11 protein-coding genes are annotated in these 14,857 nt (G+C 57.4%); 7 read left to right on the top strand and 4 right to left on the bottom strand.

All coding sequences use genetic code 11. The features are described from left to right. Nucleotides 1-49: 49 nt before the first annotated feature. The 3 genes from macB to CDA56_RS25310 all read right to left on the bottom strand — a co-directional run bounded on the left by macB (nucleotide 50) and on the right by CDA56_RS25310 (nucleotide 4,942). Nucleotides 50-1,996 carry a macrolide ABC transporter ATP-binding protein/permease MacB gene (macB, locus tag CDA56_RS25320; protein ID WP_103814734.1) on the bottom strand — a complete coding sequence of 649 codons (1,947 nt, stop codon included), beginning with the start codon at nucleotides 1,994-1,996 and terminating at the stop codon, nucleotides 50-52. Beyond that, complete coding sequence (macA, locus tag CDA56_RS25315) at nucleotides 1,993-3,108, bottom strand: macrolide transporter subunit MacA (protein ID WP_014228619.1); 1,116 nt, start codon at nucleotides 3,106-3,108, stop codon at nucleotides 1,993-1,995. Before macA ends, macB begins: the two co-directional genes overlap by 4 nt. Nucleotides 3,109-3,283: 175 nt before the next feature. After that, nucleotides 3,284-4,942 carry an ATP-dependent endonuclease gene (locus CDA56_RS25310; protein ID WP_103814732.1) on the bottom strand — a complete coding sequence of 553 codons (1,659 nt, stop codon included), beginning with the start codon at nucleotides 4,940-4,942 and terminating at the stop codon, nucleotides 3,284-3,286. A 382-nt stretch (nucleotides 4,943-5,324) separates the two neighbouring features. On the opposite strand from CDA56_RS25310, the gene aqpZ reads away from it, so the two are divergent. From aqpZ to hcr, 4 genes are all read left to right on the top strand, one after another. Further along, the gene (aqpZ, locus tag CDA56_RS25305) at nucleotides 5,325-6,020 is read left to right on the top strand and encodes an aquaporin Z (protein WP_004849414.1); all 696 of its coding nucleotides are present in this window, start codon (nucleotides 5,325-5,327) and stop codon (nucleotides 6,018-6,020) included. Nucleotides 6,021-6,145: 125 nt separating this feature from the next. After that, a complete protein-coding gene (locus CDA56_RS25300; protein WP_102803354.1) occupies nucleotides 6,146-7,045 on the top strand; it encodes a LysO family transporter in 900 nt (299 codons plus the stop codon). A 145-nt stretch (nucleotides 7,046-7,190) separates the two neighbouring features. Continuing rightward, on the top strand, nucleotides 7,191-8,843 hold the full coding sequence (gene hcp / locus CDA56_RS25295) for a hydroxylamine reductase (RefSeq protein ID WP_025108293.1): 1,653 nt from the start codon (nucleotides 7,191-7,193) through the stop codon (nucleotides 8,841-8,843). Nucleotides 8,844-8,853: 10 nt separating this feature from the next. Then, nucleotides 8,854-9,822: an NADH oxidoreductase gene (gene hcr, locus CDA56_RS25290; RefSeq protein WP_064375414.1), complete on the top strand. Its 969-nt coding sequence runs from the start codon at nucleotides 8,854-8,856 to the stop codon at nucleotides 9,820-9,822. Nucleotides 9,823-9,861: 39 nt separating this feature from the next. Here the strand turns inward: hcr and CDA56_RS25285 are convergent, their stop codons facing one another. Then, nucleotides 9,862-10,296, bottom strand: a complete 435-nt coding sequence (locus tag CDA56_RS25285) for a DoxX family protein (protein ID WP_025108291.1) — start codon at nucleotides 10,294-10,296, stop codon at nucleotides 9,862-9,864. 152 nt (nucleotides 10,297-10,448) lie between these two features. Here CDA56_RS25285 and poxB point away from each other — a divergent pair, with 152 nt between their 5' ends. The 3 genes from poxB (at nucleotide 10,449) to CDA56_RS25270 (ending at nucleotide 14,767) form a co-directional block, all read left to right on the top strand. After that, nucleotides 10,449-12,167 (top strand): ubiquinone-dependent pyruvate dehydrogenase, encoded by a 1,719-nt coding sequence (gene poxB, locus CDA56_RS25280; protein WP_025108290.1) that lies wholly within the window; start codon nucleotides 10,449-10,451, stop codon nucleotides 12,165-12,167. Nucleotides 12,168-12,321: 154 nt separating this feature from the next. Next, nucleotides 12,322-13,323 (top strand): low-specificity L-threonine aldolase, encoded by a 1,002-nt coding sequence (gene ltaE / locus CDA56_RS25275; RefSeq protein WP_103814730.1) that lies wholly within the window; start codon nucleotides 12,322-12,324, stop codon nucleotides 13,321-13,323. Nucleotides 13,324-13,333: 10 nt separating this feature from the next. Beyond that, a complete protein-coding gene (locus tag CDA56_RS25270; protein WP_025108288.1) occupies nucleotides 13,334-14,767 on the top strand; it encodes a DUF2867 domain-containing protein in 1,434 nt (477 codons plus the stop codon). The last annotated feature ends 90 nt before the right edge of the window (nucleotides 14,768-14,857 follow it).

Raw genomic sequence — 14,857 nt, 5'->3', positions numbered from 1 at the left:
ACATCCCGCCAGCAAAATGCCAGTCCTTCTGACTGGCATTTTTTTATCGCTACTCGCGCGCCAGGGCGTCGACGGGGTCCAGACGAGCCGCATTGCGCGCCGGTAGCCAGCCAAACAGCACCCCGGTCAGCGTGGAGCATAAAAACGCGGTCAATAGCGCCAACGGTGAAAAACCGATCTCCCAGCCGGGTAAAAACAGCTGTAATACAAAGGCAATCAGCAGCGAAAGCGTGACGCCCAGCGCCCCGCCGACCAGGCAAACCAGCACCGCCTCGATCAAAAACTGCTGTAAGACATCGCTGGCCCGCGCCCCGACCGCCATACGGATACCGATCTCCCGCGTGCGTTCGGTGACTGAGACCAGCATAATATTCATCACGCCAATCCCGCCGACCACCAGCGCAATCACCGCCACCAGCGTAAGAAACAGCTGTAATGTATGTGTGGTCCGTTCCGCCGTTTTCAAGATGCTGTCCATATTCCAGGTGAAAACATCTTTCTTACCGTGACGCAGTTCCAGTAGACGCAACAGCTGCTGCTCGGCAACCGCGCTGTCGTAGCCTTCATTGACGCGCACGGTGATGGAATTCAGCCACGATTGCCCCATCACCCGGCCAGCCATCGTGGTATAGGGTAACCAGACGCGCAGAATTTTGCTGCTGCCGAACATTGACTGTTTTTCATCCGCCACGCCGATCACCGTCGCGGGCATATTGCCGACCAGAATCACTTCGCCGACGACCCGCGCTTTGTGCGGAAATAGCTGTCGGCGCGCGTTGCTGTCGAGCACCACCACCTGCGCGCGGCTATTTAGCTGAAGCTCGTTAAAGGTATTGCCTTCGCTAAAGGTCATGCCGTAGACGTTAAAGTACTGCGCCCCCACGCCCTCGGCGCTGGCGGCAACGTCGATGTTATCCGCCCGCAGGCGCAGGCTTTTTGATACCGCCGGGGTCGCCGAGCTCACCCACGGCTGTTTCTGAATAGCTAACAGATCATCATACTTGAGCGATTGCTGATAGCGGGGATCGTCATCGCCGAAATCCTTGCCGGGATATACATCAATGGTATTCGTTCCGATAGCGCGAATATCGGCCAGCACCATCTGCTTCGCGGCATCGCCCACCACCACAATCGACACCACCGAAGCGATGCCGATAATAATCCCGAGCATCGTCAGCAGCGTACGCATTTTATTCGCCGCCATCGCGCGCCAGGCCATGATCAGCGCTTCGCGAAAGCCGCTGCTGAACTGACGCCACGCCGACGGTTCGGCCGCCGTGCGCTGGCGCAGTACGCCGCCTTGCACCGGACTCAGCGCGGGCGGATTACGCACGATTTCACCGTCGTGGATCTCAATCACCCGCTCCGCCTGGGCCGCCACCTGCGGGTCATGGGTGACGATAATCACCGTATGCCCCTGCGCTTTTAGCTGGTGAAGGATCCCCATGACCTCTTCGCCGGAGCGGCTGTCCAGCGCACCGGTTGGCTCATCCGCCAGAATCACTTCCCCGCCGTTCATTAGGGCGCGGGCGATACTCACCCGTTGCTGCTGGCCGCCGGAGAGCTGCGAAGGCTGATATTCAGCTCTGTCGCCCAGCCCCAGCCGAACCAGCAGCTCATGGGCCCGAGCCAGGCGCGCTTTGCGCTCGGCGCCGGCATAAACCGCAGGAACTTCCACGTTCTGCGCCGCGGTGAGATGCGATAACAGGTGATAGCGCTGAAAAATAAAACCGAAATGTTCCCGCCGCAGGCGCGCCAGCTCGTCGCCGTTGAGACGAGCCACGTCCGTTCCCGCGACCCGGTAGGTACCGCCGGTCGGTTTGTCCAGACAGCCGAGAATATTCATCAGCGTGGATTTCCCGGAGCCGGACGCGCCGACGATTGCCACCATCTCACCGGCGGCAATGTTCAACGTAATGCCTTTCAGCACCTCAACGTTGCCATCGCCGGAGGGGTAGCTGCGGCGAATATCACGCAGTTCCAGTAACGCCGTCATTTCGCCGCTCCGGCCGCACCTTCGCCGATAATGACTTCATCCCCCTCGTCCAGCCCTTTCACCACCGCCACATCGGTGTCGTTACGCGCGCCGATAACGATTTCACGCTCTTTAACTTCACCGGTACGCAGCAGACGCACGTGATAGCGGTTATCGCCGATGGCCTCACCCAGCGCGCTCAGCGGGATGGTGATAACATTTTTCACTTCTGAGAGCTGAATATGCACCTGGGCGGTCATCTCCAGGCGCAGGATGCCCTGCGGGTTCGGCACTTCAAAACGGGCGTAGTAGAAAATAGCGTCGTTGACCTTTTCGGGCGTCGGGAGAATATCCTTCAGCGTTCCTTCATAGCGCGTCAGCGGATCGCCCAGTACGGTAAACCAGGCCTTTTGCCCCGGCTTAAGATGAATGACGTCCGCTTCCGAGACCTGCGCCTTCACCAGCATGGTGCTGAGATCGGCCAGGGTCAAAATATTCGGCGCCTGCTGGGCAGCAATCACCGTCTGCCCCTGCAGGGTGGTGATTTGCGTCACTTCTCCGGACATCGGCGCCAGAATTTTGGTGTAGTCGAGGTTGGTTTTGGCCGTATCCAGGGTCGCCTGATTGCGTTTGACCTGGGCTTCAATCGTACCGATTTGCGCCTCTTTGACCGCTAAGTCGGTCGCGGCGGTATCGAGGTCCTGGCGAGAGACCAGCTGCCGCTGCGCCAGCTGCTGCTGACGAGCCAGCGTCGCCGCAGATAGCTTACGTTCCGCGCGCGCCTGGTTCAGCTGCGCCCGTAGCTCCATCAACGTCGCTTCGACTTCCTTTATCTGGTTTTCCGCCTGCTCCGGGTCGATAACCCCCAGCAGCTGGTCTTTTTTCACTTTGTCGCCAATCTCGACGCGCAGCGTTTTTAGCTGCCCGCTCACCTGCGCCCCGACGTCCACTTTTTTCAACGCATCGAGCTTACCGGTCGCCAGCACGCTCTGCTGAAGGTCGCCTTTACGCACCACCAGCGTCTGATACTGCGGCAGCGGCGCATTCAGAATTCGCCATCCCCAGACGGCGAGGGCCAGCACGACAATCGCCAGCAGCCACCAAACTTTCCTGCGCTTTCCATTTAATTTCATAACAATTCCTGATGTTTTAACCCGCAGAACCCGCGACAATTCTATCTAAATGCGGCAATAGAATAACGCGCATTTTTAGATGCGCTTCATTTTTGTTTAACTGAAGTTGAGAGTGTGCAGATGAAGACCTGCCGGGATGGATAGCCCGGCAGAAAGAGAGAAACAGCGGCCAGCGCTAATCCGCGCGTCCGCGCGCCAGCCATAGCACGCGAGAGAACATTTTTTTCAACAGCGTCGGAATGGCGTCAACCCCGCGCCGTCCGGCCTCCATCGCCACTTCAATCGCCAGGTCGGGCTTAGACGAGCGATGAATCGCTTTGGTGATCACCCGCCGCATATTCATGGGTATATTCATCGGCAGCTGCGCGACCCGGTGATAAACATCGTCGAAGCCCTGACGGTACATAAAATGCTCCATATCCATCGCCGGTAGCGCGGTGAGATGGTCTCGCTCCAGCATTTTATCGTCATTCAACAAACTGCGAACGGTGGCGGCGTATTTCTTCCCGGCTTCATCGCCATCCACCAGCACATGCCACTCAATACCCATTCGCCGGGCGAATTTAATCAGCGGCTTCAAACCCGACTGGGCAAACTCAATGACCTTCACCCCTTCCGCATCAAAGTGATGGCCGCACTGGCGGGCCAGCTCGTTGATAACCCAGGTTTCCGTCTCCCCCTCCACCAGCAGCCAGCAGCGGGCAAACAGCGATGAAGCGCGGTTAAAGCGAATATGAAACGCGATGCGTCGGCTGTCTTCCGCATTCATCCCGCCGGGCCCCAGCCGCCAGGCCGACACTCGTGAAGATTCACGCACCAGCCGACAGACGTGCTCGACGGGCGTTAATGACAGCAGCTCGCCGGAGTTCGTTGTCGTCACCCGCTGCAGCGGCAGTAAATTGAGCAAATGCCAGGCCACCGACAGCATAATAGGATGCAGCCGGGTTTCCGGGTCCTCAATCAACAAGAGCGGCCGCGCATCGCGATCGAGCCTTACCGTGCCTTTCGCCTGCAACAAAGTAGAAAACAGCCCCAATAAAATCACCCGATGGCTACGCCCGCCGGGCTTGTCGATCATCCTGTTGATAATATCCAGGTAGCGCCAGCTGCGCTGTTCATCATGTGAATGACGGCGCATCAGACGATGGCGCGACTGCGCGCTGCTCTGCTCGGCAAAATAGTGCTCCAACAACTGCACCATAGCCGACAGCCCCTGGCGGATCTGCCCATCGGTTAAATTTTGCGGATGATGTACCAGTTCGCGAGAGAGGAAATCAAGCTGGCGAGCGGTAATTTCGATCTGCGGCGAGTGCGGCACGGTGCCGTTGTGGATCCGTCGCATAAAGCGGGCGTCGCGTAGCCGCAGAACCGGCATCAGCCGTACCAGGTGACGGGCGAGTTCATCAATATCGTCAAGCTCCAGCGCTTTCCCTTCACCATCAATAAAGCTGCGCAGAGTCATCACGCTGTCGTCATCGGCAAGCTCCCCCTCCAGGCGATAGAAAACGCGCTGATAGCAATCGTCGCAGGGAACCCAGCAGCTGCTGAGAGGACGATAGCGTCGAACCCGATGGCGACCGGGTTCATTTTCACGGAAGGTCAGGATGATATGCAGATGATGCTCGCGCCCCTGAATATCGCCGGGCGGAAACCAAAAATCTTCCCGAACAAAATGATAGAGGTCGAACTCCGGCGACAGGAGCAGCGTCAGGGCATCCAGCAGGCTGGATTTACCCCAGGCATTTTCGCCAATCAGCACGTTATTTTGTTCCAGCATCAACGATAATCGGTTAATGCCGCGAAAACCGACTATTTCTACGCGCTCAAGATGCATATGCCCTCCGCTCAGTGGCGACTATCTCCTTCAGTTATCAGCAGTATAGCGAGGTGAGCATCAACATGACACTCCGGGCGTCAGCGAATCGCTCATGGCTGCAGGGGGGAATGTGATGCGCCGTACTTCACTTAATTGAGAAACGCATTCATCATTGAAAGTCGTTTTTTTAACCGTTTTTGTTCTACACTTTTAAAAAATCCGACATAAAAAGGAATCCCAGCGCATTGTTCTAAATCAAATTACATCAATTTATTTAACTGGTCCCAAGGTGGCGATCGTCCCTAGAATAGCGTCGCTTTATTCTGGTCGTCATTCTTTGTGGCGAAAATAAAGGCCGGCACGAAAACTCGTGCGCGTTTACGTTTTTATTGAGGTGGTTATGTTTAGAAAATTAGCAGCAGAATGCTTTGGTACATTCTGGCTGGTATTTGGTGGTTGCGGCAGCGCCGTTCTGGCTGCGGCATTCCCTGAGCTGGGAATTGGTTTTGCCGGCGTCGCGCTGGCTTTCGGTTTAACCGTATTAACCATGGCGTATGCCGTCGGTCATATTTCCGGCGGACACTTTAACCCGGCGGTAACTTTAGGTTTATGGGCCGGCGGTCGTTTCCCGGCCAGGGACGTGATTGGTTATATTATCGCCCAGGTTGTCGGCGGTATTATCGCCGCCGCTATTCTGTACGTTGTCGCCAGCGGTAAAGCGGGCTTTGACGCCGCCGCTAGCGGATTCGCATCGAACGGCTATGGCGAACATTCTCCCGGCGGTTTCTCCATGCTCTCCGCTATTGTGATTGAGATCGTCCTGACCTGCGGCTTCCTGCTGGTCATTCACGGCGCCACGGATAAAAACGCACCGGCCGGCTTCGCTCCTATCGCTATTGGCCTGGCCCTAACGCTTATCCACCTGATCAGCATTCCGGTCACCAACACGTCGGTAAACCCGGCACGCAGCACCGCGGTAGCGATATTCCAGGGCGGCTGGGCGCTGCAGCAGCTGTGGCTATTCTGGGTGATGCCGATTATCGGCGGCATTCTCGGCGGCGTGCTCTACCGCACCCTGCTGGAAAAACGCAGCTAAACGTCCCCCACTTTTCTTGAGGCCCGGTGCTGCCGGGCCTTTCTTTTTTTCCACCACTTTACTCAGTCCGGCGATTTGGGTAGTGTCAGGGGCGCTATTTTCATTCTGCAAGGACCAGGTCGTTCATGTTTTCGGGACTTTTAATCATTCTGCTGCCGTTGGTTATAGGCTATCTTATTCCTCTTCATCGGCCATCAGCCCTTAAACTCATCGCGCGACTTCTGAGCTGGATTGTCTACGTTATTCTCTTTTTTATGGGTATTAGCCTGGCCTTCCTGGATAATCTGGCCAGCAACCTCCTGGCGATCCTTCATTATGCGGCGGTCAGCGTCGTTATTATTCTGCTGTGCAATATTGCCGCCCTGATGTGGCTCGAGCAAAAAATGCCCTGGCAAAATCATCATCGTCAGGAAAAATTACCCTCCCGTCTGGCAATGGCTCTGGAATCCCTTCAGCTATGCGGCGTGGTATTTATTGGTTTTATGATTGGTCTGAGCGGCATATCCTTTTTACAACACGCCACCGAGGCCAGCGAATATACCCTGATCTTCCTTTTGTTCCTCATCGGTATTCAACTGCGCAATAATGGCATGACGCTGCGGCAGATCGTACTGAATCGCCGCGGAATGATTGTCGCGGTAGTGGTCATGGTCAGTTCACTGCTGGCCGGTATCATCAACGCCTTTATTCTCGACCTGCCGCTAAAAACCGGGCTGGCCATGGCTTCCGGGTTTGGCTGGTATTCGCTCTCCGGGATCCTGCTGACCGAATCCTATGGCCCGGTAATTGGCAGCGCGGCCTTCTTTAACGATCTTGCCCGCGAGCTGCTGGCGATAATGCTTATCCCCGGACTGGTGCGCCGCAGCCGTTCCACCGCGCTGGGCCTTTGCGGCGCGACATCAATGGACTTTACGCTGCCGGTACTGCAACGCTCTGGCGGGGTGGAGATTGTGCCGGCGGCCATCGTTCATGGCTTCATTCTCAGTCTGCTGGTGCCCATATTGATGGCTTTCTTCTCCGCTTAATACCTCTCTGGCGGTAGTCTCCTGCCGCCAATTTTGCGCTAAATCAATCTCCCCGTAAGTTGTATCAGAAATACCTTTTCTCTTCTCGCGCTCAGGCATAACCTTAAACATGTATATTAAATATAACTTTAAAAAAGGTGTGACCATGTTTTGTGTGCAATGTGAACAAACCATCCGTACCCCGGCAGGGAACGGCTGCTCTTACGCGCAGGGTATGTGCGGGAAAACGGCCGAAACGTCCGATCTGCAGGATCTGCTGATTGCCTCTCTGCAGGGGCTCTCCGCCTGGGCGCTTAAAGCCCGTGAATACGGCATCATCGACCACGACATCGACAGCTTTGCGCCGCGCGCTTTTTTCTCCACGCTGACCAACGTTAACTTCGATTCCCCGCGTATCGTTGGCTATGCGCGCGAGGCCATCACCCTGCGTGAAGCGCTGAAAGCCCAGTGCCTGAACATTGATGCCCACGCGACGGTTAACAACCCGATGGCCGATCTGCAGCTGGCGAGCGACGATCTGGGCGACCTGCAGCGCCAGGCGGCGGAATTCACCCCGAACAAAGACAAAGCGGCCATCGGCGAGAACATTCTCGGCCTGCGCCTGCTGTGCCTGTACGGCCTGAAAGGCGCTGCGGCTTATATGGAGCACGCGCACGTTCTGGGTCAGTACGACAACGACATCTACGCCCAGTACCATAAAATCATGGCGTGGCTCGGTACCTGGCCTGCCGATATGAACGCGCTGCTGGAGTGCTCGATGGAAATCGGCCAGATGAACTTCAAAGTGATGAGCATTCTGGACGCTGGCGAGACCACCAAATATGGTCACCCCACCCCGACTCAGGTCAACGTCAAAGCGACCGAAGGCAAATGCATTCTGATTTCCGGCCATGACCTGAAAGATCTGTACAACCTGCTGGAGCAAACCGAAGGTACCGGGGTTAACGTCTACACCCACGGTGAAATGCTGCCAGCGCACGGTTACCCGGAACTGCGTAAATTCAAGCATCTGATTGGTAACTACGGCAGCGGCTGGCAAAACCAGCAGGTTGAGTTTGCCCGCTTCCCTGGCCCGATTGTGATGACCTCTAACTGCATCATCGACCCAACCGTCGGCGCCTATGACGACCGTATCTGGACCCGCAGCATCGTCGGCTGGCCAGGCGTCAATCATCTGGAAGGCGAAGATTTCGCCCCGGTTATCGCCCAGGCGCAGCAGATGGCGGGCTTCCCGTACAGCGAGATCCCGCACCTGATCACCGTTGGCTTCGGTCGTCAGACCCTGCTGGGCGCGGCTGATACGCTGATCGACCTGGTGAGCCGTGAAAAACTGCGCCATATCTTCCTGGTGGGCGGCTGCGACGGGGCGCGCGGCGAACGTAACTACTTCACCGATTTCGCCACCAGCGTACCGGACGACTGCCTGATCCTGACCCTGGCCTGCGGTAAATACCGTTTCAACAAACTCGAATTCGGCGATATCGAAGGTCTGCCGCGTCTGGTCGATGCCGGTCAGTGTAACGACGCTTACTCTGCCATCATCCTGGCGGTCACCCTGGCTGAGAAACTGGGTTGTGGCGTGAACGACCTGCCGCTGTCTCTGGTGCTCTCCTGGTTTGAACAGAAAGCGATTGTTATTCTGCTGACCCTGCTGTCGCTGGGCGTGAAAAATATCGTCACCGGCCCGACGGCGCCGGGCTTCTTCACGCCGGACCTGCTGGCCGTTCTCAACGAGAAATTCGGTCTGCGTTCCGTGACCACCGTTGAAGAAGACATGAAGCAGCTGCTGAGCGCGTAAGGAGTAAAGAATGACAATGCCAACTCATCAGTGCCCATGGCGGATGCAGGTTCATCACATCCATCAGGAAACGCCGGATGTATGGACAATTTCGTTGCTGTGCCACGACTCTTATCCGTACCGTGCCGGGCAGTATGCACTGGTCAGCGTACGTAATTCAGCGGAGACGCTGCGTGCTTACACCATTTCATCGACGCCGGGAGTAAGCGAGTACATCACGCTGACCATCCGTCGGATTGACGATGGCGCAGGCTCACAGTGGCTGACCCGCGACGTGAAGCGCGGCGACTATATCTGGCTGTCCGATGCCATGGGTGAATTTACCTGTGAAGATAAGGCTGAAGATAAGTTCCTGATGCTGGCTGCTGGCTGCGGCGTTACGCCAATCATGTCAATGCGTCGCTGGTTGGCAAAGTACCGCCCGCAGGCCGATGTGCAGGTGATCTTTAACGTTCGTTCACCGCAAGATGTTATTTTTGCCGACGAATGGCGCGAATATCCGGTGACCTTAGTCGCTGAAAACAATGCCACCCACGGTTTTGTTTCTGGCCGACTGACGACCGATCTGCTGAAAAGCGTACCGGATCTGACCTCTCGTACCGTGATGACCTGCGGCCCGGTGCCGTATATGGATTGGGTTGAGCAGGAGGTGAAAGCGCTGGGCGCGACGCGTTTCTTTAAAGAGCAGTTCTTTACGCCGGTAGCCGAAGCCGCTACCAGCGGCCTGAAGTTCACCAAACTGCAGCCGGCGAAAGCGTTCTACGCGCCGGTCGGCACCACGCTGCTCGAAGCGCTGGAAAGCAATAAGGTGCCGGTTACCGTCGCCTGTCGCGCAGGCGTCTGCGGCTGCTGCAAAACCAAAGTGGTTTCCGGAGAATATACCGTCAGCAGTACCATGACGTTAACCGATGCGGAAATCGCTGAAGGCTACGTGCTGGCCTGCTCCTGCCACCCGCAGGGTGATTTAGTACTGGCTTAACCCTCAGCTGCCGGATGGCGCAACGCCATCCGGCAACGTTTACCGCCAGGCTGAATTGCCGGCGATGGCATAGCGCCCTGCCCCGAGGAAGGCAATCGCCAGCGCGCCCACAAAGAAATAGACCAGGCTCTCAATCGCCCACGCGCCTACCGCATCCAGCGCAAAGGTTTTGCCCGTCCCGACCATCAGCCAGGCCACGACCATCGTAAACGCCAGCACCAGCGCCGCCGGACGCGTAAGCACTCCCAGAATCAGCAGGCAAGGCGCTACCACCTCGCCCACTAAAACCCCATAAGCGATAAACCCCGGCAATCCTTTTGCTACCAGCATATTGCTGATTCCCCCTACGCCATCAAATAGCTTATGCAACCCGTGAAACAGCATCAGCCCGCCAACGGCAAGTCGTAACAAGAGTTTGCCGAAATCGTCATGGGATAGCAGTTTATTAACAGCATTTAACAGCGATTTAACCATTTGAAATGATTCCTGTTTACCACTTTATGTGAGCTCAGATTATGCGGAGTTTTCGCTGAAAAAAACCAGCGGAAAATGAGAGGTGAAAGCGGGCGTAACTGGCAGTTTCATCTAAGCTTGTAAGCGTTATCACAAAAAGGAGATGGAGAACCATGAAACAGACCGTGGCGGCATACATTGCCAAAACTCTTGAACAGGCTGGCGTTAAACGTATTTGGGGCGTAACCGGGGATTCGCTCAACGGCTTAAGCGACAGCCTGAACCGTATGGGGACCATCGACTGGATGCCCACGCGCCATGAAGAAGTGGCCGCCTTCGCCGCCGGGGCGGAAGCGCAGCTTACCGGCGAACTGGCGGTCTGCGCAGGCTCCTGCGGGCCGGGCAACCTGCATCTGATTAACGGCCTTTTCGACTGCCACCGCAATCACGTTCCGGTTCTGGCCATCGCCGCCCATATTCCTTCCAGCGAAATCGGCAGCGGCTATTTTCAGGAAACGCATCCACAGGAGCTGTTCCGGGAATGCAGTCACTACTGTGAACTGGTCTCCACCCCGGAACAGATCCCGCAGGTGCTGGCCATCGCCATGCGCAAAGCGGTGATTAACCGCGGCGTCTCGGTAGTGGTGCTTCCCGGCGACGTTGCGCTGAAAGCCGCGCCGGAAAGCGCCAGCAGCCACTGGTACCACGCACCGCTGCCGCAGGTGACGCCGGCGGAAGAAGAGCTGAAAAAGCTGGCCCAGCTGCTGCGCTATTCAAGCAACATCGCCCTGATGTGCGGCAGCGGCTGCGCCGGAGCGCATAAAGAGCTGGTGGACTTCGCCGCGAAGCTCAAAGCGCCTATCGTTCACGCGCTGCGCGGCAAAGAGCACGTAGAATACGACAACCCTTATGATGTGGGGATGACCGGACTGATTGGCTTCTCCTCCGGCTTCCACACCATGATGAACGCCGACACCCTGGTGCTGCTCGGCACCCAGTTCCCCTATCGCGCCTTCTACCCGACGGACGCGAAAATCATTCAGATTGATATCAATCCCGGCAGTATTGGCGCCCACAGTAAAGTGGATATGGCGCTGGTCGGCGATATTAAATCGACCCTCAGCGCGCTGATGCCGCATCTTGAGGAGAAAACCGACCGTAAGTTCCTCGATAAAGCGCTGGAACACTATCGCGACGCGCGCAAGGGGCTTGATGACCTGGCGAAGCCCAGCGACAAAACAATTCATCCGCAGTATCTGGCGCAGCGCATCAGCCACTATGCCGACGACGATGCCATCTTTACCTGCGACGTGGGTACGCCGACCGTCTGGGCCGCGCGCTATTTGCAGATGAACGGCAAGCGCCGCCTGCTCGGATCGTTCAACCATGGGTCAATGGCTAACGCCATGCCGCAGGCCATCGGTGCGAAGGCCACCGCCCCTGACCGTCAGGTTGTGGCAATGTGCGGCGACGGCGGCTTCAGCATGCTGATGGGGGATTTTCTCTCGCTGGCGCAGATGAAGCTGCCGGTGAAGATCGTTATCTTCAATAACAGCGTACTGGGCTTCGTGGCGATGGAGATGAAGGCCGGGGGCTATCTGACAGACGGCACTGAACTTCACGCCACCAACTTTGCCCGCATCGCCGAAGCGTGCGGCATCAAGGGCATACGTGTTGAAAGCGCGTCAGAGGTTGATGAAGCGCTGCAAACCGCTTTCGCTACCGATGGCCCGGTCCTGGTGGATGTGGTCGTCGCCAGTGAAGAGCTGGCGATGCCGCCGCAAATTAAACTGGAGCAGGCCAAAGGTTTCAGCCTTTATATGCTGCGCGCGATTATCAGCGGCCGCGGCGACGAAGTTATCGAACTGGCGAAAACTAACTGGCTAAGGTAAAAATATCCTTTTCAATTCATACGCAAAATTATTCGTGTTGCCTCAAGGCGGCAAGGCCGAAAATCCCCGGGCGCAGAGATAACTCTGTGACCGGGGTTTGAGGGTGCAGCCCACGCCGGGGCAGCGCGAAGGATGAAGTGTATAAGGATATGACATGATAGATTTACGCAGCGATACCGTTACCCGTCCGGGCCGCGCCATGCTGGAAGCCATTATGGCCGCCCCGGTCGGGGATGACGTGTATGGCGATGACCCGACCGTTAACGAACTCCAGCGCTTTGCCGCCGACCTGGCGGGCAAAGAGGCCGCTATCTTCCTGCCTAGCGGCACCCAGGCCAACCTGGTCGCCCTGCTCAGCCACTGCCAGCGCGGCGAAGAGTATATCGTCGGCCAGGGCGCGCATAACTATCTCTACGAAGCCGGCGGCGCGGCGGTGCTTGGCAGCATCCAGCCGCAGCCAATCGATGCCGCAGCGGACGGTTCCCTGCCGCTGGATAAAGTCGCGGCCAAAATCAAACCGGACGATATCCATTTCGCCCCTACCCGGCTGCTGTCGCTGGAAAACACCCATAACGGCAAAGTGCTGCCGCGTGAATATCTCAAAGAAGCCTGGGAGTTTACGCGCCAGCGCGGCCTGGGACTGCACGTTGACGGGGCGCGTATTTTTAACGCCGTCGTGGAATACGGCTGCGCGCTGCGCGAGATCGCCCGCTACTGCGACTCCTTCACCATCTGCCTGTCTAAAGGACTCGGCGCGCCGGTAGGCTCGCTGCTGGTGGGGAGCGAAGAGTACATTCACCGCGCTATCCGCTGGCGGAAAATGGTCGGCGGCGGGATGCGTCAGGCCGGTATTCTGGCGGCCGCGGGCCTGTATGCCCTGCAGAACAACGTCGCGCGCTTAAAAGAGGATCACGACAACGCCGCGTGGATGGCGGAGCAGCTGCGCGCCGCCGGCGCCGAGGTGACGCGTCATGATACCAATATGCTGTTTGTTCGCGTCGGTGAAGCGCGCGCCGCCGCGCTGGGCGAGTATCTGCGCGAACGCGGGGTGCTGATCAACGCCTCGCCCATCGTGCGCCTGGTGACGCATATTGACGTTAACCGCCAGCAGCTCACCGAGGTGGTTAGCCACTGGCAGGCATTTTTAAACCGTTAAGGAGTCCGGCGTGTCGCAGCGAATTCTGGTGCTTGGCGCCAGCGGTTATATCGGTCAGCATCTGGTGAAAAGGCTCAGCGAGCAGGGCTTCACCGTGCTGGCGGCGGCACGCCAGATCGACAGGCTTAAAAAACAGCAGCTCCCCGGCGTCGAGTGCTATTCGCTCGATTTAAACCAGCCGGACGCGCTACCCGCCCTGCTGGCGCAGGCTGATACCGTTTACTATCTGGTGCACGGGATGGGCGAAGGCGGCGACTTTATCCGCCACGAACGGCGGGTCGCCCTCAACGTTCGCGACGCGCTGCGCAAGTCGCCGGTGAACGAAGTCATCTTTCTCAGTTCCTTACAGGTGGAGAAGCAGGAGCAATCCGATCATCTGCGCGCCCGCCAGATCACCGGCGATCTGCTGCGCGAATCAGGCGTTCCGGTAGCGGAAGTTCGCGCCGGCATTATCGTCGGCGCCGGTTCCGCCGCCTTCGAAGTGATGCGCGATATGGTCTACAACCTGCCGGTGCTGACGCCGCCGCGCTGGGTGCGCTCGCGCACCACGCCGATTGCGCTGGAAAATTTACTCTACTATCTGCTGCAGCTGCTAAACCATCCGGCCCGCGAGCATCGGGTGTTTGAAGCCGCCGGACCGGAAATTTTGAGCTATCAGCAGCAGTTCATCCGCTTTATGGCGGTCAGCGGCAAACGCCGCCCGCTGATCCCCATCCCTTTCCCGACCCGCTGGATTTCGGTGTGGTTTCTCAACGTCATTACCTCAGTGCCGCCAACCACGGCCAAAGCGCTGATCCAGGGGCTAAAGCACGATCTGATTGCCGACGATCGGGCCCTGCGGGCCTTAATTCCTCAACCGCTTATCGCGTTTGATGAAGCGGTGCGCCTTACGCTTAAAGAAGAGGAGCAGCTGGTGAACTCCAGCGACTGGGGCTACGATGCGCAGGCCTTCGCCCGCTGGCGGCCCGAGTACGGCTACTATCCGAAACAGGCAGGCTGTACCGTTAACACTTCCGCCAGCCTTGCTGCGCTGTGGAAGGTAGTCAACCAAATTGGCGGCAAAGAGGGCTATTTCTTCGGCAACGCTCTGTGGAAAACACGCGGGGTGATGGATCTGCTGGTCGGTCACCGGCTGGCAAAAGGTCGCCCGGAAAATGAATATCTGCAGACCGGCGATGCGGTGGACAGCTGGAAGGTGATTATCGTCGAGCCGGAAAAGCAGTTGACGCTGTTATTCGGCATGAAAGCGCCCGGCCTTGGCCGCCTGAGCTTTACCCTGCGCGATAAAGGCGATCATCGCGAACTGGACGTGCGCGCCTGGTGGCACCCGCACGGTATGCCGGGGCTTTTCTACTGGCTGCTGATGATCCCGGCGCATCTGTTTATTTTTCGCGGTATGGCGCGACGCATCGCCCACCTGGCGGAGCAAATCACCATCAAATAGAGTATAGGTGCAGAATTCTTTCATGATTCTCATTGCATCGTAGTCAGAATCACGGAAAAATGCGCACGAAATTCTTTTGTTAAACAGTGG

Origin of the sequence: Klebsiella michiganensis (assembly GCF_002925905.1) — a bacterium.
GTDB lineage: Bacteria > Pseudomonadota > Gammaproteobacteria > Enterobacterales > Enterobacteriaceae > Klebsiella > Klebsiella michiganensis.
Note: the sequence above shows the minus strand (reverse complement) of the source record. Positions and strands in the feature narration are given on the sequence as shown.